This window comes from Streptomyces sp. L7 (assembly GCF_050990935.1).
In the GTDB taxonomy this organism is placed as follows: domain Bacteria; phylum Actinomycetota; class Actinomycetes; order Actinomycetales; family Microbacteriaceae; genus Leifsonia.
This window is the reverse complement of the sequence record NZ_CP194644.1, coordinates 1,393,435-1,414,950: the sequence shown is the minus strand read 5'-3', so window position 1 is coordinate 1,414,950 and position 21,516 is coordinate 1,393,435. Positions and strand designations below refer to the sequence as shown.

21 protein-coding genes and 1 pseudogene are annotated in these 21,516 nt (G+C 71.9%); 17 read left to right on the top strand and 5 right to left on the bottom strand.

Translation table 11 applies throughout. The annotated features are described in order from the left end of the window. Positions 1-57 precede the first annotated feature (57 nt). Complete coding sequence (locus ACR5MH_RS07150; RefSeq protein WP_431346617.1) at positions 58-1,473, top strand: PLP-dependent aminotransferase family protein; 1,416 nt, start codon at positions 58-60, stop codon at positions 1,471-1,473. Positions 1,474-1,549: 76 nt separating this feature from the next. Here the strand turns inward: ACR5MH_RS07150 and ACR5MH_RS07145 are convergent, their stop codons facing one another. After that, on the bottom strand, positions 1,550-2,308 hold the full coding sequence (locus ACR5MH_RS07145) for an SDR family NAD(P)-dependent oxidoreductase (RefSeq protein ID WP_431346616.1): 759 nt from the start codon (positions 2,306-2,308) through the stop codon (positions 1,550-1,552). A gap of 86 nt (positions 2,309-2,394) precedes the next feature. On the opposite strand from ACR5MH_RS07145, the gene ACR5MH_RS07140 reads away from it, so the two are divergent. From ACR5MH_RS07140 to rpsO, 3 genes are all read left to right on the top strand, one after another. Next, positions 2,395-3,003, top strand: a complete 609-nt coding sequence (locus ACR5MH_RS07140; RefSeq protein WP_431346615.1) for a TetR family transcriptional regulator — start codon at positions 2,395-2,397, stop codon at positions 3,001-3,003. 26 nt (positions 3,004-3,029) lie between these two features. Next, positions 3,030-3,788, top strand: a complete 759-nt coding sequence (locus ACR5MH_RS07135) for a VOC family protein (protein ID WP_431346614.1) — start codon at positions 3,030-3,032, stop codon at positions 3,786-3,788. Positions 3,789-3,931: 143 nt separating this feature from the next. Further along, positions 3,932-4,201 carry a 30S ribosomal protein S15 gene (rpsO, locus tag ACR5MH_RS07130; protein ID WP_055919394.1) on the top strand — a complete coding sequence of 90 codons (270 nt, stop codon included), beginning with the start codon at positions 3,932-3,934 and terminating at the stop codon, positions 4,199-4,201. A 194-nt stretch (positions 4,202-4,395) separates the two neighbouring features. On the opposite strand, the gene ACR5MH_RS07125 is transcribed toward rpsO, so the two are convergent. After that, positions 4,396-5,583 (bottom strand): low temperature requirement protein A, encoded by a 1,188-nt coding sequence (locus tag ACR5MH_RS07125; protein WP_431346613.1) that lies wholly within the window; start codon positions 5,581-5,583, stop codon positions 4,396-4,398. An 18-nt stretch (positions 5,584-5,601) separates the two neighbouring features. On the opposite strand from ACR5MH_RS07125, the gene ACR5MH_RS07120 reads away from it, so the two are divergent. The 3 genes from ACR5MH_RS07120 to ACR5MH_RS07110 all read left to right on the top strand — a co-directional run bounded on the left by ACR5MH_RS07120 (position 5,602) and on the right by ACR5MH_RS07110 (position 9,405). Then, positions 5,602-6,012 (top strand): VanZ family protein, encoded by a 411-nt coding sequence (locus tag ACR5MH_RS07120; protein ID WP_431346612.1) that lies wholly within the window; start codon positions 5,602-5,604, stop codon positions 6,010-6,012. A 14-nt stretch (positions 6,013-6,026) separates the two neighbouring features. Then, positions 6,027-6,794: a fructosamine kinase family protein gene (locus ACR5MH_RS07115; protein ID WP_433862450.1), complete on the top strand. Its 768-nt coding sequence runs from the start codon at positions 6,027-6,029 to the stop codon at positions 6,792-6,794. A gap of 313 nt (positions 6,795-7,107) precedes the next feature. Continuing rightward, entirely contained in the window at positions 7,108-9,405 is a 2,298-nt protein-coding gene (locus tag ACR5MH_RS07110; RefSeq protein WP_431346611.1) for a polyribonucleotide nucleotidyltransferase, read from the top strand. 143 nt (positions 9,406-9,548) lie between these two features. Here ACR5MH_RS07110 and ACR5MH_RS07105 read toward each other — a convergent pair whose 3' ends face one another. Beyond that, entirely contained in the window at positions 9,549-10,013 is a 465-nt protein-coding gene (locus ACR5MH_RS07105; protein ID WP_431346610.1) for an Lrp/AsnC family transcriptional regulator, read from the bottom strand. Positions 10,014-10,195: 182 nt separating this feature from the next. Here ACR5MH_RS07105 and pdhA point away from each other — a divergent pair, with 182 nt between their 5' ends. The 3 genes and pseudogenes from pdhA (at position 10,196) to ACR5MH_RS07090 (ending at position 13,723) form a co-directional block, all read left to right on the top strand. Continuing rightward, positions 10,196-11,326 carry a pyruvate dehydrogenase (acetyl-transferring) E1 component subunit alpha gene (gene pdhA / locus ACR5MH_RS07100; RefSeq protein WP_433862449.1) on the top strand — a complete coding sequence of 377 codons (1,131 nt, stop codon included), beginning with the start codon at positions 10,196-10,198 and terminating at the stop codon, positions 11,324-11,326. Further along, positions 11,323-12,333, top strand: a complete 1,011-nt coding sequence (locus ACR5MH_RS07095; protein ID WP_431346609.1) for an alpha-ketoacid dehydrogenase subunit beta — start codon at positions 11,323-11,325, stop codon at positions 12,331-12,333. The genes pdhA and ACR5MH_RS07095 overlap by 4 nt, the downstream gene beginning before the upstream one ends. Further along, a pseudogene (locus ACR5MH_RS07090) lies at positions 12,333-13,723 on the top strand (dihydrolipoamide acetyltransferase family protein). Before ACR5MH_RS07095 ends, ACR5MH_RS07090 begins: the two are co-directional and overlap by 1 nt. Positions 13,724-13,794: 71 nt before the next feature. Here the strand turns inward: ACR5MH_RS07090 and dapD are convergent. Then, a complete protein-coding gene (dapD, locus tag ACR5MH_RS07085) occupies positions 13,795-14,784 on the bottom strand; it encodes a 2,3,4,5-tetrahydropyridine-2,6-dicarboxylate N-succinyltransferase (protein WP_431346607.1) in 990 nt (329 codons plus the stop codon). Between the two features lie 8 nt (positions 14,785-14,792). Between dapD and dapE the strand changes: the two genes are divergently transcribed. The 3 genes from dapE to ACR5MH_RS07070 all read left to right on the top strand — a co-directional run bounded on the left by dapE (position 14,793) and on the right by ACR5MH_RS07070 (position 17,389). Next, a complete protein-coding gene (dapE, locus tag ACR5MH_RS07080; protein WP_433862615.1) occupies positions 14,793-15,884 on the top strand; it encodes a succinyl-diaminopimelate desuccinylase in 1,092 nt (363 codons plus the stop codon). Beyond that, entirely contained in the window at positions 15,853-17,100 is a 1,248-nt protein-coding gene (locus ACR5MH_RS07075; RefSeq protein WP_431346605.1) for a hypothetical protein, read from the top strand. The genes dapE and ACR5MH_RS07075 overlap by 32 nt, the downstream gene beginning before the upstream one ends. Before the next feature lie 115 nt (positions 17,101-17,215). After that, entirely contained in the window at positions 17,216-17,389 is a 174-nt protein-coding gene (locus ACR5MH_RS07070; protein WP_021764147.1) for a DUF3117 domain-containing protein, read from the top strand. Positions 17,390-17,481: 92 nt separating this feature from the next. On the opposite strand, the gene ACR5MH_RS07065 is transcribed toward ACR5MH_RS07070, so the two are convergent. Continuing rightward, complete coding sequence (locus ACR5MH_RS07065; protein ID WP_431346604.1) at positions 17,482-18,114, bottom strand: O-methyltransferase; 633 nt, start codon at positions 18,112-18,114, stop codon at positions 17,482-17,484. Between the two features lie 81 nt (positions 18,115-18,195). Here ACR5MH_RS07065 and ACR5MH_RS07060 point away from each other — a divergent pair, with 81 nt between their 5' ends. The 4 genes from ACR5MH_RS07060 to ACR5MH_RS07045 all read left to right on the top strand — a co-directional run bounded on the left by ACR5MH_RS07060 (position 18,196) and on the right by ACR5MH_RS07045 (position 21,496). Further along, positions 18,196-18,552, top strand: coding sequence for a Sec-independent protein translocase TatB (locus ACR5MH_RS07060; RefSeq protein ID WP_431346603.1), 357 nt, complete (start codon positions 18,196-18,198; stop codon positions 18,550-18,552). A 106-nt stretch (positions 18,553-18,658) separates the two neighbouring features. Beyond that, positions 18,659-19,855: an MFS transporter gene (locus ACR5MH_RS07055; RefSeq protein ID WP_433862448.1), complete on the top strand. Its 1,197-nt coding sequence runs from the start codon at positions 18,659-18,661 to the stop codon at positions 19,853-19,855. Beyond that, positions 19,813-20,040, top strand: a complete 228-nt coding sequence (locus tag ACR5MH_RS07050; protein WP_433862447.1) for a hypothetical protein — start codon at positions 19,813-19,815, stop codon at positions 20,038-20,040. The genes ACR5MH_RS07055 and ACR5MH_RS07050 overlap by 43 nt, the downstream gene beginning before the upstream one ends. Then, positions 20,027-21,496, top strand: coding sequence for a pyridoxal phosphate-dependent decarboxylase family protein (locus tag ACR5MH_RS07045; RefSeq protein WP_431346602.1), 1,470 nt, complete (start codon positions 20,027-20,029; stop codon positions 21,494-21,496). Before ACR5MH_RS07050 ends, ACR5MH_RS07045 begins: the two co-directional genes overlap by 14 nt. The last annotated feature ends 20 nt before the right edge of the window (positions 21,497-21,516 follow it).

Here is a 21,516-nt window from a genome sequence, read left to right as displayed (position 1 = left end):
GATCCAATTCTCAAGAAATTCGGCAGACCAATCCGGGAGGTCGTCACGGACATCCACGTGTCGTTCGAGGGGCGCGGCGACCGCACCGAGCGGGTCTACCGCGCGTTGCGGGACGCCGTTCTCGACGGCCGGCTGCGCCGTGGCGAGCGGCTGCCCGCCACGCGCGAGCTCGCGGCGAGCCTCGGCGTCTCGCGCAGCACCGTCTCGACTGCGTACGAGCGGCTGACAGCGGAGGGCTACCTCGTCGCGCGCGTCGGCTCCGGCACCTTCGTGGCGCTGCCCGCGGCGACGGGCGAGCGACCGGCGCGTCGCCCGGCCGCCGCGCAACCGGCGCCGCTGTGGCGCGACCTGGCCGATCCGCTCTGGGCGGAGCCGCATCCGATCGCGTACGACTTCGGCGTGGGGTCGCCCGACCCGACGCTGTTCCCGGCCGACGTGTGGCGGCGCAGCGTCACGGCCGCCCTGCGCGGTCCGGCGCTGCGGACGGCCCACTACGCCGACCCGGCCGGTCCGGAGCGGCTGCGCGCCGGGATCGCCCGGCACCTCGGCCTCGCGCGCTCGGTCGAGGCCGCCGCCGCCGACGTCGTGGTCACCAGCGGCGCGCAGCAGGCCTTCGACCTCCTGGGGCGCACTCTGCTGAGCCCCGGCGACACCGTCGCGGTGGAGGACCCGGGCTATCCTCCGGTCCGCCAGCTTTTCGAGCAGCTCGGCGCGCGCGTCGTGCCGGTGCCGGTGGACGACCACGGCCTCCGCGTCGACCTGCTGCCGCCGGCCCGGCTGGTCTACGTGACGCCGTCCCACCAGTTCCCGCTCGGCGGTGTGCTCCCGCTGGAGAGGCGCACCGAACTGCTGGAGTGGGCGGCGCGTCACGACGCGGTGGTGGTGGAGGACGACTACGACAGCGAGTACCGCTTCGGGGCGCGGTCACTCGATCCACTGCAGCGTCTGGACGCCGATGGCCGCGTGGTCTACGTCGGCACGTTCTCCAAGACGATGCTCCCGGGCCTCCGGCTCGGGTTCGTCGTGGCGCCGCAGACGCTCGTCCCCGCGCTGCGCAGCGCCAAACGGCTGACCGACTGGCACAACGATGTCGTGACGCAGGCGGCGATGGCGAGCCTGCTCGACTCCGGGGCGTTCGCGGCGCACGTGCGCCGGGCGCGGCGCGTGTACGAGGAGCGCCACGCGATTCTCGGGCTGGAGGCCGGCCGGCTGCTGGCGGGGCGGCTCGCGGTCGTGCCGTCGGCGGCGGGGCTGCACCTGGCGCTGCGGCCGGCGGACGGGGCGTCGTTCGACTCGGCTCGGGTCAGTGACGCCGCGGCGGTCGCGGGGATCGCGGTGCAGCCGCTGCCGCGGTTCGCGGTGCGCGACGGGTGGGAGGGCCTGCTGCTCGGCTTCGGCGCGATCGCGGCGGGGGACATCCCGGACGGGGTGCGCCTGCTCGCGGAGGTGGTCGGGCGCGTGCACGCGGGATAGCCGACGGCGCATCCGCCGAGGCGGCCGGCTGCCCTGTCCGGGCTGTCCGGCCGCCCCGGCCGGCACGCGACGCGCGTCAGATCGCCGACCAGCCGCCGTCGGAGGCCAGCACGACTCCGGAGATGTTGGCGGAGTCGTCGCTCAACAGCCACGTGATCGCGGCCGCGAGCTGCTCGGGGTGGGCCACCGGCGGGACGTTCGTCTGCATGATCGGGCCGAGACGCTCGCCGGCCAGCTCGGACTTGAAGGTGCCGTCCACGTTCGTGATGACGCCGCCGGGCGCGACCGCGTTGGTGCGGACGCCGTTCGGCGCATAGAAGACGCTCGTGCTCTTCGTGAGGCCGACGACCGCGTGCTTGGAGGCCGTGTAGGCCGCACCCGCAGCCGAACCACGGAGGCCCGCCTCGGAGGACACGTTCACGATCGAGCCGCTGCCGGCCGCCACCATGAGGGGGAGGACCGCGCGCGAGAGGCGCATGATCGCCGTGACGTTGACGAGGAAGACGCGGTCCCAGGTCGCGTCGTCGACCTCGGCGGCCGGGAGGAAGCCGTCCATGATGCCGGCGATGTTGGCGAGCGCGTCGACCTGTCCGCCCGCGGCCTCCAGCACCGCGGCGATGGTCTCCTCGCTGGAGACGTCGCCCGCGACGGTGACGATGTCCAGCTCCGGGTTCTCCTCCACCAGCGCCGCCAGCCGGTCGGCGGAGATGTCGCTGCCGACCACGCGTGCCCCCTCGGACGCGAGGCGGAGAGCGGTCGCCTTGCCGATGCCGGAGCCGGCCCCGGTCACGATGGCGGTCTTTCCGGCGAAGCGCCCGGTTCCGTTGCTGTTCATGCTGCTGTACTCCTTGAGTCGATGACATCGTCGGCGCTCGATCGGGCGTCGGTCTATTTATAACACCGAGTGCCATAATGGAGACCATGAGTTCGCCCGCAGCCGAATCCGCCCCGCGCCGCCGCGGCCGGCCCGCCGACGTGGACCCCGACCGAGTCGCGCTGGTGGCACTCCGGCACTTCGCCGCGCACGGCTACGAGACGACCACGATGGACGAGATCGCCGCGCTGGCCGGCGTCGGGCGCCGGACGCTCTTCCGCTACTTCCCGTCGAAGCCCGACCTGGTCTGGGGAGGCTTGGAGCCGGTGGTCCGGCGAATGCACGAGGTCCTGGACGCGGCGCCGGCGGACGAGCGCCTGCGCGACGTGATCGCCCGCGCCATCACCGAGTCGCTCGACCTCGGCCCGGAGGGGATCGAGGCGACCCGGTTCCGCCTCCGGCTGATGGCCTCCGACCCGGCGCTGATCGGGTTCGGGCTGACCCGGCTCGGCGCGAACCGCGACATCCTGGCGGAGTTCATCGCACGCCGGCTCGGGATCCCGCCCGAGGCCCTGCGCGCGCAGGTGCTCGCCGACGCGATCAGCTCGGCGAACTTCTCGGCGCTTCTCTGGTGGGCGACGCGCGGCGACGGCGACGACCCTGCAGCGGTCGCGGTCGAGGCGCTGGACGAGGTGCTGCGGGGGCTGCCCGGCTGACCTGCGCCGCGAGTAGCCTGTGCGCCATGCCGATCGTCACCGATTTCCCTCCCGGCACCCCCGTCTGGGTCGACCTCCAGACCTCCGACCCGGCCGCTGCCTCCTCGTTCTACCGGTCGCTGTTCGGCTGGGACGTGACGGAGGCGGACCCGGCGAGCGGCGGCTACGCGATCGCCTCGCTGGGTGGCACGCCCGCGGCCGCGATCGGGCCGTTCCCGCCCGGGATGGAGCGCCCCGTGTGGACCGTGTACTTCGCGGTCGCCGACATCGACGCGTCCGCCGCCGCGGCCACGGAGGCCGGGGGAGCGGTCCTCCTCCCTCCGGGCGAGGTCATGCCCGGCATCCGGCTCGCCGTCGTCGCCGACCCCGCCGGAGCCGTGCTCGGCCTCTGGCAGCGCGACCAGGACTCCCCGTGGCTGCGCGACGAGCCGGGCGCCGTCGACTGGCTGGAGCTCGCCGCGCCCGACTACGAGCAGACCTTCCCCTTCTACGAGGCCGTGCTCGGCGTCGCGGTGAGCGAGATGCGGGTCAACGACGAGCCGTACGGCCTCCTCGACGTCGGTCCGGCGAACGTCGCGGGCGCGACGACCGCGGCGCGGGGCGTGCCGGCGCACTGGCTGGTCTACTTCGGCGTCGCCGACCTCGACGCCGCCGTGCTGCGGCTGACCGAGCTCGGCGGTAGCGTGCTGGAGGCGCCTGTCGCCGCCGCGGGCGTCGGCCGCTGGGCGATCGTCACCGACGCGCTGGGCGCGGGTTTCGGGCTCCTCGAGCCGGAGGCGCGGTGAGGCTCGGAGGGGCCCCTCGCGCGGACGGCGGGCGCATCCCGGTCTGCTAAACTCTTCAGGTTGCCGTCTGAACGGCCGCGGAGAAAGAGAGCCCAGGCATTCGGCCCCGGGCACCGCGCAACGAGAGAAAGGGGATCCCCTCTATGGCACTGGATGCAGAGACCAAGAAGGCGATCATCGACGAGTACGCGACCCACCCCGGTGACACCGGATCCCCCGAGGTTCAGGTCGCCATCCTGACCAAGCGGATCAAGGACCTCACCGAGCACCTCAAGGAGCACAAGCACGACCACCACTCGCGTCGTGGCCTGCTCCTCCTGGTCGGTCAGCGTCGCCGCCTGCTCGGCTACCTGTCGGACATCGACATCAACCGCTACCGCGCCCTCATCGAGCGCCTCGGTCTGCGTCGATAACCTCAGGTCGCACGCAGGTCGGTCGTCGATCGACAACGCGATCTTCTTGCGAACGGGCCGTCACCTCCGGGTGGCGGCCCGTTCCGCGTTCGCGGGACCGGCACATTCGTCACGAATGGCGCCATGCGATCCCGACCGCATTCGGCACGAATGTCGTGAAAGGGCTCGCGAAACGCGACATTCGGCACGAATCGCTAATCGGTGTCGGCGCGGCGCGCCGCCACCACGCGGTCGATGAGGGTTGCGGCGACCAGCCCGGCCGCCGCCAGCGCGACGACGATCACCACTCCCGCGAGCCCGATCCACGGCGACGCCAGCGGCGCGAGCAGCACCAGCAGGATCGCGATCGCCGTCTTCAGCGGACGGATGACGACCTCCGGCACCAGCGGCGCGTGCAGCACGTAGAGCAGCAGGAGGAACACCGCCACCGGGATCGCGATCGCGTACTCGACGGCCGTGTCCGACACGGTCGCGTGCGCCGCCCCGCGCTGCACCGCGACCTCCAGGCCCGCCCCGAGCGCGGCCAGCGACGCGAACACGAAGTAGTGTCCGTACCCCCAGTAGAAGGACCTCCCACGCTTGGACTGCAGGCCTTCGGCCGCCGGCTCCAGGAAGTACAGCCACCACAGCGCGAACAGCAGCACCAGCCCGGCCGCCGCGATGACGACCAGTGCGGGGGAGACACCGTGTGCCGCCAGCCCGCTCTGCACCCCGATGGCGGAGGCCGACACCGACTCGCCGAGCACGATGATCGTGAACAGCCCGTACCGCTCCGCGATGTGGTGCGGGTGCCAGGAGGTCATCCCGGGCCGCTCCGCCCACACCGGCACCAGCAGCTCCAGCAGGGCCGCGAGCAGGAACGTCCACAGCTTCAGCTCGACCGGCAGGAACCCCCACGCCACCCAGAGCACCTGCACCGCCGCGATCCCGATCGCGTAGCGCCGCGCCGTCGTGCGACCGTCGGGATGCTCCACCGCGGCGCGCACCCACTGGCCGACCATCGCCAGCCGCATGATGACGTAGCCGATGATGATGGCGGTGAATTCCTGGAGCTCGAACGCGGCCGGCACTCCCGCCGCCAGCACCAGCACGCCGCCCATCTGGACCGCCGTCATCAGCCGGTACGGCACATCGTCGGTGTCGTACGCCGACGCGAACCAGGTGAAGTTCATCCACGCCCACCAGATCGCGAAGAACACCATCAGGTACGGGCCGAGGCTCGACAGCGCGTGGCCCTGCTCGCTCGCGTGCGCGAGCTGCGCCGACACCTGGGCGACCGCGACGACGAACGTCAGATCGAAGAGCAGCTCCAGCGGGCTGGAGACGCGATGCTCCTCGTCGGTCGACCGACCGGACATCGGGATGCGGAAGGCGATGCTCATGTGCGCAAGCATAGGAGGATGCTCCGCCGCGTCCTCCTCGTCGTCACCGTCGCCTACCTGCTGCTGGTGGCGTGGATCACGCTGAACCCGTTCCCGGCGGACCCGCACCGCGACCCGCTCCTGGAGGGGCTGCTCGCGGCGTGCGCGCAGACGCCGCTGCTGGCCTGGATCGACTACGACGTGGTGGAGTTCACGGCCAACATCCTGTTGTTCGTGCCGATGGGCCTCCTGTTCGCACTGCTGCTCGGCCGGTGGCGGTGGTGGCTGGCGTTCGCGATCGGCGCGGCGGCGACGCTGACCATCGAGTTCGTGCAGCTCTTCCTGCCGGCGCGGGTGAGCGATCCGCGGGACCTGCTCGCCAAGACGCTCGGGACGCTGGTCGGGATCGCGGTGGCGGCGGTGGGGGCGCATCTCCTGGTCCGTCGCTGAGTACGGTGGGTCACGTGCGCACCATCGTGAAGGAACGCCCCGAGGCGCCCGCCCTGTTCTTCGAGGCGGAGGCCGCGGGCCTGCGCTGGCTGAGCGACGCCGAGCGCGACGGCGGCGCCCGCGTCGTGCGGATAACAGACGTCGGCCCGGGCCGGATCGAGCTGGAGGAAGTGCAGGAGACCCGGCCGACCGCCGACGCCGCGCGCGCGTTCGGCGCCGCCCTCGCCGCCACGCACGCCGCCGGCGCCGCCGCCTTCGGCGCGCCGCCCGACGGCTGGGACGGTCCCCTCTTCATCGGCCGCCGCCCGCTCCCGGTCGCCCGCGAGTCGACCTGGGGGCGCTTCTACGCCCGTGACCGGGTCCGGCCCTACCTGGACCCGGCAGTGCAGGCCGGCAACCTGACCGCGCAGCAGCGGGAGGTCGTGGACGCCGCCCTCGCCCGCGTGGCGGCCGGCGTCTTCGACGACGACGAGCCTCCCGCCCGGCTGCACGGCGACCTCTGGACCGGCAACGTGCTGTGGGCGCCGGCCGGCGCGGTCCTCATCGACCCGGCCGCGCACGGCGGCCACCGGGAGACCGATCTGGCCATGCTCGCGCTGTTCGGCGCACCGCACCTGGACGACATCCTCGCCGGCTACGACGCCGCGCGGCCACTGCGCGCCGGCTGGCGGGAGCGCGTCCCGGTGCACCAGCTCCACCCGCTCGCGGTGCACGCTGCCGGGCACGGGGCGTCGTACGGCGCGGCGCTGGCGGAGGCCGCGCGGGCCACTCTGGCGCTCTGATACCGGAATTCCGGCCTCCCGAGCACCACGACTGATAGGATTCTCCTGGTCGGCCGAGCGCCGGCCACCGGAGCAGGCTGGCAGGAGCTGGTCCTCGGTGGTGGTATCCGGATGCGCCGCGCACAGCGCAACCGTGTATTTCTACTGATGGCCAGACGGGCTCAGCCCACGCACCCGCATGGGATGCCGCGTACACGAAAGCCGTGTCGAACTGCCTGCTCGCTCCCAGCCCGACCGCGCAATTCGCCGAGTCGGGCCTTGTGGAGTCGCGCCCAGACGGGGCTGCGACGTTAGAACAAAGGAGAAAGACCTCTTGGAAGGTCCCGAAATCAAGTTCGCCGAAGCAGTCCTCGACAATGGACGCTTCGGCACCCGCACCGTCCGGTTCGAGACCGGACGCCTCGCCCAGCAGGCGCAGGGCGCCGTCGCCGCCTACCTCGACGAGGACACCATGCTGCTGAGCGCGACGAGCGCCAGCAAGCACCCGAAGGACAACTTCGACTTCTTCCCGCTGACCGTCGACGTCGAGGAGCGCTCGTACGCCGCCGGCAAGATCCCCGGCTCGTTCTTCCGTCGTGAGGGCCGCCCCTCGACCGAGGCGATCCTGGTCTGCCGCCTGATCGACCGCCCGCTGCGCCCGTCGTTCGTCGACGGCCTCCGCAACGAGGTCCAGATCGTCATCACCGTCCTCAGCATCGCTCCGGACGAGTTCTACGACGCCCTGGCGATCAACGCCGCCAGCGCCTCGACCCAGATCTCCGGTCTGCCGTTCTCCGGCCCGATCGCCGGTGTGCGCCTCGCGCTCATCCCCGGCAACGGCCAGCACGAGGACCAGTGGATCGCCTTCCCGAAGGCCTCGCAGCTCGAGGAGGCCGTCTTCGATCTCGTCGTCGCCGGCCGCGTCCTCACCAACGAGGACGGCTCCGAGGGCGACGTCGCGATCATGATGGTCGAGGCGGAGGCCACCGAGGGCAGCTGGAACCTCATCCAGGCCGGCGCCGTCAAGCCGAACGAGGAGGTCGTCGCCCAGGGTCTGGAGGCCGCCAAGCCGTTCATCCGCCAGCTCGTCGCCGCGCAGACCGTGCTCGCCTCGCAGTCCGCGAAGGCGATCGCCGACTACCCGGTGTTCTTGCCCTACTCGAAGGAGACCTACGACAACGTCGCCGGCCTCGCCTACGACGAGCTCGTGAACGTCTACCAGATCGCCGACAAGGTCGAGCGCCAGACCGCCGACGACGCCCTCAAGGACCGCGTCAAGGTCGCCCTCACCGAGAAGGTGGAGGCCGGTGCGCTCGACGCGGAGGTGCTCACGCAGTTCTCCGCGGCGTACAAGTCGGTGTCCAAGGTGGTCATGCGCGGCCGCGTGCTGCGCGAGGGCATCCGCATCGACGGCCGTGGCCTGACCGACATCCGTCCGCTCGACGCCGAGGTGCAGGTCATCCCGCGCGTGCACGGCTCGGCCATCTTCCAGCGCGGCGAGACCCAGATCCTGGGCGTCACCACGCTGAACATGCTGAAGATGGAGCAGCAGATCGACTCGCTGTCGCCGGTCACCAAGAAGCGCTACCTGCACCACTACAACTTCCCGCCGTACTCGACCGGTGAGACCGGCCGCGTCGGGTCGCCGAAGCGTCGCGAGATCGGGCACGGCTTCCTGGCCGAGCGCGCGCTCGTGCCGGTGCTGCCGACCCGCGAGGAGTTCCCCTACGCGATCCGTCAGGTGTCCGAGGCGCTCAGCTCCAACGGCTCGACGTCGATGGGCTCCGTCTGCGCCTCCACCCTGTCGCTGCTGAACGCCGGTGTGCCGCTGCGCGCCCCGGTCGCCGGCATCGCCATGGGCCTGATCTCCGACGTCGTCGACGGTCAGACCCGCTACGCGGCGCTCACCGACATCCTGGGCGCGGAGGACGCGCTCGGCGACATGGACTTCAAGGTCGCCGGCACCAGCGAGTTCGTCACCGCGATCCAGCTCGACACCAAGCTCGACGGCATCCCGTCGTCGGTGCTGGCCGGCGCGCTCAAGCAGGCCAAGGACGCTCGCACGACCATCCTCAGCGTGCTGAACGCCGCGATCGACTCCCCGGACGAGATGGCCCCGACCGCGCCGCGCGTGATCTCGGTCCAGATCCCGGTCGACAAGATCGGCGAGCTGATCGGCCCGAAGGGCAAGACGATCAACGCCATCCAGGACGAGACCGGCGCCGACATCTCCATCGAGGAGGACGGCACCGTCTACATCGGCGCCGTCGACGGCCCGTCGGCCGAGGCGGCCCGCGCCCAGGTCAACGCGATCGCGAACCCGACGAACCCGGAGATCGGCGAGCAGTTCCTCGGAACCGTCGTCAAGATCGCCGCGTTCGGCGCGTTCATCTCGCTGCTCCCGGGCAAGGACGGCCTGCTGCACATCTCCGAGGTGCGCAAGCTCGCCGGTGGCAAGCGCGTCGAGAACGTCGAGGACGTCCTCGGCGTCGGCCAGAAGATCCTGGTGGAGATCACCAAGATCGACGACCGCGGCAAGCTGTCGCTCGCCCCGGTGCTCGCCGACGAGGCAGCCGCCTCCGAGGCCCCCGTGGAGCCCGCCGAGGCCCCCGTGGAGACCGTCGAGAGCTGAGCTCCCGTTCCACAGCGAAGGCCGCGCCGACTCATGTCGGCGCGGCCTTCGCCGTTCCAGCGACCCGCAGCCATCTCGTCCTCACTTTCTCCCGCCCGGGTGCGGCGTGTCGCGGGAGAAAGTGAGGAAGTGATTGCTGCGGGCTAGGGGGTGCGGGTGAGGAGAGGGCGGAGGCGGTAAGGGATGAGCTCGCCCATGTCGAGGGAGGTCTCGGCGCGTTCGACGCCGTCGGTGGACTGGATCGCGCCGGTGATGCGGAAGAGGTCCTCGGCGTCGGTGCAGACGACGCGCAGCAGCAGGTCGGACGGGCCGGAGAGGCCGTGCGCCTGCACGATCTCGGGGATGGCGGCCAGGTGCTCGACGATGTCGGCGAGCTTCTGCTGCTGCACGTGCACCGTCACGAAGGCCGCGAGCGGGTAGCCGGCGGCGGTCGCCGAGATGCGCCGCTCGAACGACAGGAAGGCCCCGTTGCGCTCCAGTTCGGCGACGCGCGCCTGCACCGTGTTGCGGCTGAGGCCGAGCCGGTCGGCGAGGGAGACGTTGGTCGACCGGGGGTCGTCGGCGAGCGCGACGAGGATGCGTCTGTCAGTGCTGTCGAACGTGCGCATAGTGTGAAAGCTAGCACCTCGACGCGACCTGTGACAGTGCACTCTGCACGGTCGACACGCCGTCGGTTGTGCGCGCTGATCGCGGAGCGTAGCCTTTCGGGTAATTCCGGCAAGGAGGCCGGAAGCCGGTGCTGCCTGCCACAAGCGGGCCGCCGGACGCGAGAGTGAAGGTTGCGTGAACCGTGACGATCGACAATCAGCCCGACACCCGACTGGACGACGTCCACCTTCCGGCCGGTGCCGACACCGTCCGACTGCTGACTCCCGAGGGCGTGCGCACCAGCGACGTCCGCTTCGACGCCTGGGTCTCCGACATCGGCTCCGAGCAGCTCCTCGGCCTCTACGAGGACATGGTCGTCATCCGCCGCATCGACTCCGAGGCGACGGCTCTTCAGCGTCAGGGCGAGCTGGGTCTGTGGCCCCCGCTGCTCGGCCAGGAGGCCTCCCAGATCGGCTCGGGCCGCGCGCTGCGCCGCGACGACTTCGTCTTCTCCAGCTACCGCGAGCACGGCGTCGCCTACTGCCGCGGCGCGGGACTGGTCGACCTGTTGCGCGTGTGGCGCGGCACGACGCAGTCCGGCTGGAACCCGTACGACATCAACATGGCGACCCCGCAGGTCATCATCGGCGCGCAGACCCTGCACGCCACCGGCTACGCGATCGGCATCCAGGCCGACGGCACCGACGCGGCCTCCATCGCCTACTTCGGCGACGGCGCGACCTCCGAGGGCGACGTCAACGAGGCGCTGATCTTCGCCGCGACCTACGCCGCGCCCGTCATCTTCTTCTGCCAGAACAACCAGTACGCGATCTCCGAGCCGGTCGGCCTGCAAGCGCAGCGCCCGATCGCGGAGCGCGCCCCCGGTTTCGGCGTGCCGAGCGTGCGCGTCGACGGAAACGATGTCCTCGCGGTCATGGCTGTCACCCGTTCCGCCCTCGACCGCGCGCGCAGCGGAGGCGGCCCGACCTTCATCGAGGCCGTCACCTACCGGATGGGGCCGCACACCACCGCCGACGACCCGAGCCGCTACCGCGACCCGGCGGAGGTGGACGAGTGGCGCGCCAAAGACCCGATCGCCCGCGTGGAGGCCTACCTCGCATCCGAGGGCCTGCTCTCCCCGGAGCACCTGACCGCCATCCAGGAGCACGCCGACCGCGTCGCAGCCGAGATGCGCCAGGGCGTCGTCGCGCTGCAGGACCCGGATCCGCTGTCGGTCTTCGACAACGTGTACGCCGAGCCGCACACCGGCCTCGCCCGTGAGCGGGACCACTACTCGCGCTACCTGCGCACGTTCGTGGGCGGTGACCGATGACCGCGCTCACCATGGCCAAGGCCATCAACGCCGGCCTCCGCCGCTCGCTCGCCGAGGACGACCGGGTCGTCCTCATGGGCGAGGACATCGGCACACTCGGCGGCGTGTTCCGCGTGACGGACGGCCTTCAGACCGAGTTCGGCCCGCGCCGCGTCATGGACTCGCCGCTGGCCGAGTCCGGCATCCTGGGCACCGCCGTCGGGATGGCGTACCGGGGACTCCGGCCCGTGGTGGAGATCCAGTTCGACGGCTTCATCTACCCGGCGTTCGACCAGATCGTCAGCCAGGTGGCGCGCATGCACTACCGCACCGCGGGCGCCGTGCGCATGCCGATCACGATCCGCGTGCCGTTCGCGGGCGGAATCGGCGCGGCGGAGCACCACTCCGACTCGCCGGAAGCCTACTTCGCGCACGCCGCGGGGCTGCGGGTCGTGAGCCCCTCGACGCCGCAGGACGCGTACACGCTCATCCAGCAGGCGATCGCCTCCGACGACCCGGTGCTGTTCTTCGAGCCGAAGCGGCGCTACCACGCCAAGGGCGAGGTGGACGAGGATGCCGCGCTCCAGGACGCCCGCCCGATGGGGACTGCGCGCGTGGTCGCCTCGGGCGGCGACGTCACGCTGGTGACCTACGGCGGCCTGGTGCAGATGGCGACGGACGCGGCCCTCGCGGCCGAGGACGAGGGCATCTCGGTGGAGGTCGTCGACCTCCGCTCGCTGTCCCCGCTGGACCTCGACACGGTCGCGGCGTCGGTGCGGAAGACCGGCCGGCTGGTCGTCACGCACGAGGCCGCGCTGTCGGGTGGCCTCGGTGCGGAGATCTCCGCGTCGATCACCGAGCGCTGCTTCTACCACTTGGAGCACGCGCCGGTGCGGATCACCGGCCACGACATCCCGTACCCGCCGGCCCGGCTGGAAGCCCACCACCTGCCCGACCTCGACCGGATCCTCGACGGCATCGACCGCGTCATGGACCGCCCCAACTCGCTGAGCGGAGTGGAGGACTGATGGCGGTCAAGGATTTCGCCCTCCCGGACCTGGGTGAGGGCCTCACCGAGTCGGAGCTGGTGAGCTGGCACGTCGCGGTGGGCGACACGGTGCGGCTGAACCAGATCATCGCGGAGGTGGAGACCGCCAAGGCGCTCGTCGAGCTGCCCGCGCCGTACGAGGGAACGGTCTCCCGGCTGTACGTCGAGCCGGGGGTGACCGTGGCGGTGGGGGAGCCGCTGGTCGCGTTCGAGGTGGCGGGGCCTGCCGGGGCCGAGCCGGAGGCGCCCGCTGGGGCGCCGTCGGAGGACGGTGGCTCGGCGGAGACGCGCGAGCCGGTCCTCGTGGGCTACGGCGCACGGCCGGATGCCAAGGGACGGCCCGCGCGGCGGGCGCGTCCGGGACTAGCGGCTCAGCCGGTCGCGTCGCAGCCGGCTGTCTCCGCACCGGCCTCGTCGCAGCCGGCCGTCTCTGCAGCGGCCGCGCCGGCACCGACCGGGTCCGCGTCCCTTTCACAGGCTGCGGCGTCCGCCGACACCGCCGTCCAGGAGCGCCCGCGCGCCACCCCGCCGGTCCGCAAGCTGGCGAGGGAGCGCGGCATCGACCTCGCCGCCGTCACCGGCACGGGCGACCGCGGACTGGTGACCCGCGCCGACCTCGACGCCTACGCCGCGCCGGCGCCCGCGACCGCCGCTCCGGTCGAGGCCGCAGCGGGCGAGCTCCGCATCCCGATCAAGGGCGTCCGCAAGGCGACCGCCGACGCGATGGTGCGCAGCGCGTTCGGCGCCCCGCAGGCGACCGTCTTCCTGACGGTGGATGTCACGCCGACGAGCGAGCTGATCGAGCGCCTGCGCGCCCGGCCCGACCTCGCCGACGCCCGTCCCGGCCTCCTCGCCGTCGTCGCGAAGGCGCTGTGTCTGGCGGCGCGGCGCACGCCGGAGGTGAACTCCCGATGGGACGAGGCCGCACAGGAGATCGTGCAGACCCGCGCGATCAATCTCGGCATCGCCGCGGCGACGCCCCGGGGACTGTTGGTGCCGGTGATCCGCGACGCCGACGGCCGCACGCTGGCCGAGCTGTCCGGCGCGATCCGCGACCTCGCGGTGACCGCCCGGTCGGGCAAGACCCCGCCGAGCGCCCTGACGGGCGGCACGATCACGATCACCAACGTGGGCGTGTTCGGCGTGGATGCGGGAACCCCGATCCTGACACCGGGGAGGCCGCGATCCTCGCCGTCGGAGCGGTGCGGCGTCAGCCGTGGGAGCACCGCGGCGACATCGCTCTGCGCGACGTGCTCACGCTCGCGCTGACGTTCGACCACCGGATCGTGGACGGCGAACAGGGCTCGCGTTTCCTCGCCGACATCGGTCGCATCCTCGCCGACCCGGCCTCCGTCCTCACCCTCGTCTGACCGTCGAGGGGCACGTGAACGCCCCCTCGGGGGCGCCCCTCGAGGGCCTTGACGTGCCCCTCGGCGACGGGTCAGGCGTGGAGGGCGGCGTTGAGTTCGACGCCGGTGCCGGAGCGGCGGAGGACCTCGACGGCGCCGGTGAGGGAGTTGCGGCGGAAGAGCAGGCCGGGGACGCCGGAGAGGTCGACGGCCTTGACGGTCTGCGGGCGGCCGTCCGCGGTGACGGGTCCGTCGACCACGACCACTTTGGTGCCGGCGGTGACGTACAGCCCCGCCTCGACCACCGTGTCGTCGCCGATCGAGATGCCGATCCCCGAGTTCGCTCCCAGCAGCGCGCGCTCGCCGATCGCGACGCGCTGGGTGCCCCCGCCGGACAGCGTGCCCATGATGGAGGCGCCCCCGCCGATGTCCGAGCCGTCGCCGACCACGACGCCCTGCGCGATGCGGCCCTCCACCATCGAGGAGCCGAGCGTGCCCGCGTTGAAGTTGACGAAGCCCTCGTGCATCACCGTCGTCCCGGGCGCGAGGTGCGCGCCCAGCCGCACGCGCGAGGCGTCGGCGATGCGCACGCGGTCCGGCGTCACATAGTCGAGCAGCCGCGGGAACTTGTCGATCCCCGTCACGTGGATACCGGCGCGCTGCAGCTTCGGCCGCAGCCGGTCCAGGTCGGCCGGGAGGATCGGCCCGGCGTTGGTCCAGGCGACGATCGGCAGGTGAGCGAAGATCCCGTCGAGGTTCACGGTGTTGGGGCGCGCGAGCAGGTGCGACAGCAGGTGCAGCCGCAGGTATGCGTCCGGCGTGGAGGCCGGGGCGGTGTCGAAGTCGATCTCCACCGTCACGATGTCGATGCGGACGTTGCGGCGCGGGTCCTCGCCGGCCAGCTCCTCGAACTCGGCCGGGGCGATCCAGCGCTCCCGGCCGGCGGGGATGCGGCCGAGTCGCGGCTCGGGGAACCAGGTGTCGAGCACCGTCCCGTCGCCGGCGATCGTGGCCAGCCCGTACCCCCAGGCGGAGCGGGCGTTCGCGGACGCGGCGGACTCGTCAGGAAAGTCGGAAGGCATGCCCCTAGATTAGTAGCGTGCCTCTCGACCTCAGCGCCACGTCCATCGACCTCACCCGGCAGATCTGCGACATCGAGTCGGTGTCCGGCAATGAGAAGACGCTCGCGGACGCGATCGTCGAGACCCTCTCGCCGCTGCCGCACCTCGAGATCATCCGCGACGGCGACACCGTCGTCGCCCGCACGAACCTCGGCCGCGACCGCCGCGCGCTGATCGCGGGCCACATCGACACCGTGCCGCTGAACGACAACCTCCCCACCCGGTTCGAGGAGGACGGCGGTGTGCGCTACCTCTGGGGCCGTGGAACGGTCGACATGAAGGCCGGCGTCGCCGTGCAGCTCAAGCTCGCCGCCGAGCTCACCGATCCCGCGATCGACGTGACGTGGATGTGGTACGACCACGAGGAGGTCAACGCCGAGCTGAACGGCCTCGGCCGCCTCGCGCGCAACCGTCCCGACTTGTTCGTCGGCGACTTCGCGATCCTCGGCGAGCCGAGCAACGGCGTGGTGGAGGGCGGCTGCAACGGCAACCTCCGCGTCGAGGTGCGGGCCTACGGTCTGCGCGCGCACTCGGCCCGCGGCTGGGTAGGCGAGAACGCCATCCACAAGATCGCGCCCGTGCTCGACCTGCTGGCCGGCTACACGGCCCGCGAGGTGGAGGTCGACGGGCTCGTGTACCGCGAGGGCCTGAACGCGGTCGGCGTCTCCGGCGGTGTCGCGGGCAACATCATCCCCGACGAGGCGATGGTGCACGTCAACTATCGGTTCGCCCCTTCGCGCAGCTCGGAGGAGGCCATCGCGTACATGCACGAGCTGTTCGACGGCTACGAGATCACGGTGGTGGACCGGGCCGACGGCGCCCGCCCGGGCCTGGACGCCCCGCTCGCGCAGGAGTTCGTCGCCGCGGTCGGCGGCGTCGCCAAGCCCAAGTACGGCTGGACCGACGTCGCCCGATTCAGCGCGCTCGGCATCCCCGCGGTCAACTACGGTCCCGGCGACCCCCTGAAGGCGCACGCCGACGACGAGCGCGTCGACGTGGAGCAGATCGTCGCGGTGGAGGCGGGTCTCCGTGCCTGGCTCAGCGGTCCCGGCGCCCGCTGAGGCCGACGCGCCTGCGCTGACGCTGCGCGGTCCCTGGTGGTCGCGGTGGTGGGTGCGGGTCCTCGGCGTCTTCCTCGCCGGCCGGGTCGTCACCACGGTCATCCTGCTCATCTTCGCCGCGAACCAGGGCAAGAACCCGTGGACGGGGCCGCACCCGGATTACTTCTCCTTCGCGACGATCTGGGACGGCCTCTGGTACAACATCGTCGCGGTCAGCGGCTACCCGGCGTCGCTGCCGTCGACGGACGGCCTCCATGTGACCGAGAACGCGTGGGCGTTCCTGCCCGGCTACCCGGGCGTCGTCGACGCGGTGATGTTCCTGACCCGGCTGCCGTGGGCGCCGGCTGCGGTGCTCGTGTCGGCGGCATGCGCCGCCGGCGCCGCGCTGGTGTTCTACCGGCTGATGCTGCGCGTCGGGCTCGGAGCCTCCACGAGCCTGTTCGCGGTCGTGCTGTTCTGCTTCTCTCCGGTGTCGCCGCTGTTCCAGCTCGCCTACGCGGAGTCGCTGTACCTGCTGCTCCTGGCCTCCGCGCTGCTGCTCCTGGTCGAGCGGAGGTACGGCTGGCTGTTCCCGGTGGTGCTCGCGATGGCGTTCACGCGCCCGAGCGGACTGGCCTTCGCGCTGGCGGTCGGCCTCCATGTCGTCCACCGCTGGGTGCGCAGACGCGACGAGCCCTTCCCCGTGCGGGAGCGCGTGCTGAGCGCATCGCTCGCCGTCTTCAGCGCCGTGGCAGGTATCGCCTGGCCGGCGATCGCCGCGGTCGCCACCGGATCGTGGACCGCCTACACCGACACCGAGCTCGCCTGGCGCGCGCCGTACATCGGCTACACCCACCTCGTGCCGTTCACGCCGTGGTTCCAGGGCGCGAACTGGTGGGCGAGCGTCATGCTCGGCGTGCCCGGCTGGATCGGCGTCATCGCACTCCTGCTGCTCGTCGCCGTCTACGCGGTGCTGCTGTTCGCGCCCGCGGTGCGCCGACTCGGCGTCGACCTCCGGTTCTGGGTCGCGGCCTACTCGCTCTACCTGTTCGCGGTGTTCTTCCCGCAGTCGAGCACGTTCCGGCTCCTGATGCCGCTGTTTCCGCTGCTGGGCGTGGTCGCGATGCCGCGAGGCCGGGCGTACCGCGTGGGGATGGTCGTGCTGTTCGTGGCGCTCCAGGTCGGCTGGATCGCGATCTGCTGGGGTGTGGACGGGGCCGACTGGTCGCCGCCGTGACCCGCGCCGCGACGGCGTGTCGCCTGCGGCCCATTGCGCGTGGGGTAGACCGGCGATTTCCCCGTCAGCCGAGGATGACGGATAATGGACACGACATCCACGAAAGGGGAGCTGCATGGCGGCCATGAAGCCGAGGACCGGGGACGGGCCGATGGAGGCTGTGAAGGAGGGACGGCTCATCATCGTGCGGGTACCGCTCGAAGGTGGGGGACGTCTGGTCGTCTCCGTCAACGATGCGGAGGCCAAGGAGCTTCACGACGCTCTCGCGAGCGTTGTGAGCGCGTCCTGACGACGTACCCGACTGAACGAGATACCCGAGAAGGGGCCCCGAGCGATCGGGGCCCCTTCCTCGTCTCGGGGACGTCTCGTTCCCGGATGGTGCTAGGGCGTCAGCTTGGTGATCTGCAGCAGGCCGTCGCCGGCAGGCGAGAGCGCGCTGATCACCGCGCCGGAGGCCGCCGTCTCGGTGATGAGCGTGCGGAAGCCGGTCGACAGCGGGTCGCGCGCCGCGGGGTCGGCGACGCGGCCGCGCCAGAGCGCCCGGGCGACCAGTACGGTCCCGCCCGGACGCACCAGCCGGAGGCCGTGCTCCACGTACTCGATCACCGACTGCGGGTCGGCGTCGACGAAGACGATGTCGTAGGAGTTCTCGTTCATCCGGGGGAGCACGTCGAGGGCGTGCCCGGTGATGAGCCGCACGCGGTTGGAGGCGACGCCCGCCTCGGTGAAGAAGGTGCGCGCGTGCTGCTGGTGGTCCACCTCGACGTCGATGCTGGTGAGCTGGGCCTCGGGGCCGCCGTGCAGCAGCCAGAGCCCCGACACGCCGACGCCCGTGCCGATCTCGACGATGTTCTCCGCCTTGGTCGCGGCGACCACGACCGCCGCCTGCGCGCCCGTGCTGGGGGCGATCGGGTCGACGCCGAGCTCCAGGGATTGCTGCCGGGCTCGGGCGATCACCTCGCTCTCGACGATGACGTCGTCGGCGAATCTCCAGTTCGAGTCCTTGTCAGACACGTGTCTCCCGTCGGTGGCCTCGGTCCAGAATAGGCCCAGCCGATCCAGCATTCGTGCAGCCGCGCGCGATACTCTTCATGTGTGTTCGGCCTGACCTTCGAGAAGCTCCTCATCGTAGCTGTGATCGCCGCGTTCCTCATCGGGCCGGAACGGCTTCCGCTCTACGCGGGCAAGCTCCGGCAGTTCGTGCGCGCGGCGCGCGACTTCGCCGACGGCGCCAAGGACCGCATGAAGGAGGAGATGGGGCCGGAGTTCGACGACGTCGACTGGAAGAAGCTCGACCCGCGTCAGTACGACCCGCGCCGCATCATCCGCGAGGCGTTGCTGGACGATGCGCCCGCGCCGTCCGCGATCAAGCCGGTGACCCCGTCGGCGTTGACGCAGCGGGCGAGCCTCCCGCCGGGGACGGTGCCGCCGTTCGACGCCGAGTCGACCTGAGCGCAGTCGGGCTGAGCGCAATCCGCCTGAGCGACCGTACAGAATCCCGCGCGCGTCGCCGACGCCCTGCGCCCCGATACGACCCTGTATCCCATACGATGCGGGAATGATCGCAACGCAGCAGTCGCTGACCCGGGCGACTGTCGCCCGTTACGCCGTCGGCTCGCTCGGCACCGGCGGCTTCGCGACGCTGCCGGGGCTGGTCCTGGTCTACTACCTCACCGACAGCTTGGGCGTCGCCGCCATCGCCGCCGGACTCGTCGTCACGGTCGCCAAGGTGTGGGACGTGATCATCGATCCTGTGATCGGCGCCCGCAGCGACCGGCTGCTGGCGGCGCGCGGCTCGCGCCGGCCGATGATGCTGGTCGGCGCGGTGGCGCTGCCGGCGTTCTTCCTGCTGACCTTCGCCGTCCCGGCCGGCACCGCCGCCGTCCCCGCGGCCGTGTGGGTGTTCGTGGCGTTCCTGCTGACGGCGACGGCGTTCAGCCTGTTCCAGGTCCCGTACATCGCCCTCCCCGCCGAGCTCGCCTCCGGCTACGACGAGCGCACCCGGTTGCTCACCTGGCGTGTCGTGGTGCTGACCTTCGCGATCCTCCTGTTCCGAGCGGGCGGCCCCGCGCTGCGGTCGATCGGCGGCGGGAACGACTTCGCGGGCTACTTCCTGATGGCGCTCGTGGCGGGCCTCGTGATCGGCGGCGGGATGCTCGTCTCGGCCTTCGTCGCGCCGCGGCAGCTCCCCGCGGAGGTCCTGCCGCCGCGGGAGGGCGTGCTGACGACGCTGCGCACGAACTACGCTGCCGGGATCGGCGCCCTGCGCGACAGCCAGCCGTTCCGCGCCCTCCTGCTCACCTTCCTGCTGCAGGGCCTGGCCACCGGGATGATGCTCGCCGGCGCCAACTACGTGGCCACCTGGGTGCTGCACTCGGAGGACGCCGTGACGTTCCTGTTCATCGCGCTGATCGGTCCCGCGCTGGTCGTGACGCCGCTGTGGGGCGTCGTGGCGCGGCGGATCGGCAAAGAGCGCGGCTTCCAGGCGGCGAGCGTCCTGTTCGGTGCTGCGGCGCTGTCGATGGTGCTGCTGGTCTGGTTCCCCGGCGCCTGGGTGTACCTCCCCGTCGCGGTCGCGGGCGCGGCCTATGCGGGAATGCAGTCGCTGCCGATGGCGATGCTGCCCGACGTCATCTCGCACGACGGCCGCCGCAACGGCCCCGGCCGCGCGGGGACGTTCGGCGGGATGTGGACAGCGGGGAGACCACAGGCATGGCGCTCGGGGCGACCGTGCTCACCATCGTGCTCGCGCTGACCGGGTACATCGCCCGCTCGGCGTCGGACGCCGCGGCGGCGGGTGAGGGCGCGACGCAGCCCGCGGCGGCCGTGGTCGGGATCGTGCTGAGCTTCAGTGTCATCCCCGCGGCGATCGTCGCAGCGAGCCTCGCGCCGCTCGGGCGGTACCGGTTGCGGAAGGGAGACGTCGATGATCTCGTTTGACCGGGACGCGATCCTCAGCAGGCTCGCCGGACTGCGGGCCGCGGACGCGCCGACGCACGGTGGTCACGTGCTGAGCTACGTGTACGACTCGGGGATCGCGGAGCTCGACGAGTTGGCCGCCGCTGCGGTGCGGATAGTGCAGCCGGTGAACGGACTGGACCCGACCACGTTCACCTCGGTGGCGGTGATGGAGCGCGAGGTGCTCGGCTTCGCACGTGAGCTGCTGCACGGCGGCGACGACGTGGTCGGCTCGGTGACCTCCGGCGGCACCGAGTCGTGCCTCCTGGCCGTGAAGACCGCGCGCGAGGCGTGGCGGGCGCGCCTCTGCTCCGGCGTGCCGCGCATCGTCGCGCCGGTGACCGTGCACGCGGCGTTCCACAAAGCGGCGGAGTACTTCGGGCTCGAGCTGGACCTCGTGCCGGTCGAGCCGGAGACCGGACGCCTGGACGCAGCGCGGCTGATCGAGCGGCTGGGCCCGGACGTCGCGCTCGCCGTCGTCTCGGCGCCGTCGTATCCGTACGGCTCGCTCGACCCGGTCGAGGAGGTCGCGGCGGCCTGCGACGAGGCCGGGGTCGACCTCCATGTGGACGCCTGCATCGGCGGCTGGATCCTGCCGTTCTGGCGCGAGCCGGACGGGGCGGCGCTGCCGGCGTGGGACTTCCGCGTGACCGGCGTCACGAGCCTGTCCGCGGACCTCCACAAGTTCGGTTACGCGCCGAAGGGTTCGAGCGTGCTGCTGCAGCGCGGTCGCGACCGGCAGCGGCTCCAGTTCTTCGCGACGACGGGATGGCCGGGCTACCCGGTGGTGAACCCGACGTTGCTCGGCTCCAAGTCCGCCGGCGCGTTGGCGGCGTCGTGGGCGATCATCCAGGCGCTCGGCGCACGCGGTTTCGCGTCGCTGGCGGAGGCGTGCCTGCGGGCGACGCGCACACTTGCGGACATCGTCGGCGACATCGACGGGCTGCGGGTCGTGGGGGAGCCGACCGGGCCCCTGCTCGCGGTCGCGGCCGACGACGCCGTGCCGGAGGAGCGCAGGGTCGACCCGCACCACTGGGCCGACCGCGCGCGCAGGCGCGGCTGGCACCTTCAGCTCCAGCCGGGGCTCACGCAGCCGGATGGGACGCGCCTGCCGCACACGACGCACCTGACCATCACTCCGGTCACCCGGGACCGCCTGGACGAGCTGGAGGCGGCGCTGCGGGCCTCCGCGGACGACGTTCGGGGTATCCCGGCGGCGGACCCCGCCGCAGCGCTGTCCGCCCTGCCGCCGCTCGGCGACCGGCCGCTCGACTCGGACACCGCCGCCGCGCTGCTGCGCGCCGTGGGGATCGCGGGGGACGCCCCGGGCCTCCCGGACGAGCAGGCCCCGCTGCTGGCTCTGATCGAGGCGCTGCCGCGCCCCGTCACCGAGCGCCTCCTCATCGAGCTCCTGGCCCGCCTCGTCGAGCCCGCCTGACCCACTTTCGGGGTGTCAGC

Bases quoted from the DNA above. Each gene is read 5' to 3' on its own strand.
- ACR5MH_RS07105 (WP_431346610.1), bottom strand. From the start codon at position 10,013: ATGCGCACGTTCGACAGCACTGACAGACGCATCCTCGTCGCGCTCGCC.
- ACR5MH_RS07120 (WP_431346612.1), top strand. From the start codon at position 5,602: ATGCTCCGCCGCGTCCTCCTCGTCGTCACCGTCGCCTACCTGCTGCTG.
- ACR5MH_RS07135 (WP_431346614.1), top strand. From the start codon at position 3,030: ATGCCGATCGTCACCGATTTCCCTCCCGGCACCCCCGTCTGGGTCGAC.
- ACR5MH_RS07140 (WP_431346615.1), top strand. From the start codon at position 2,395: ATGAGTTCGCCCGCAGCCGAATCCGCCCCGCGCCGCCGCGGCCGGCCC.
- ACR5MH_RS07055 (WP_433862448.1), top strand. From the start codon at position 18,659: ATGATCGCAACGCAGCAGTCGCTGACCCGGGCGACTGTCGCCCGTTAC.
- dapD (WP_431346607.1), bottom strand. From the start codon at position 14,784: ATGCCTTCCGACTTTCCTGACGAGTCCGCCGCGTCCGCGAACGCCCGC.
- ACR5MH_RS07145 (WP_431346616.1), bottom strand. From the start codon at position 2,308: ATGAACAGCAACGGAACCGGGCGCTTCGCCGGAAAGACCGCCATCGTG.
- ACR5MH_RS07070 (WP_021764147.1), top strand. From the start codon at position 17,216: ATGGCGGCCATGAAGCCGAGGACCGGGGACGGGCCGATGGAGGCTGTG.
- ACR5MH_RS07045 (WP_431346602.1), top strand. From the start codon at position 20,027: ATGATCTCGTTTGACCGGGACGCGATCCTCAGCAGGCTCGCCGGACTG.
- ACR5MH_RS07125 (WP_431346613.1), bottom strand. From the start codon at position 5,583: ATGAGCATCGCCTTCCGCATCCCGATGTCCGGTCGGTCGACCGACGAG.
- rpsO (WP_055919394.1), top strand. From the start codon at position 3,932: ATGGCACTGGATGCAGAGACCAAGAAGGCGATCATCGACGAGTACGCG.
- ACR5MH_RS07050 (WP_433862447.1), top strand. From the start codon at position 19,813: ATGGCGCTCGGGGCGACCGTGCTCACCATCGTGCTCGCGCTGACCGGG.
- ACR5MH_RS07095 (WP_431346609.1), top strand. From the start codon at position 11,323: ATGACCGCGCTCACCATGGCCAAGGCCATCAACGCCGGCCTCCGCCGC.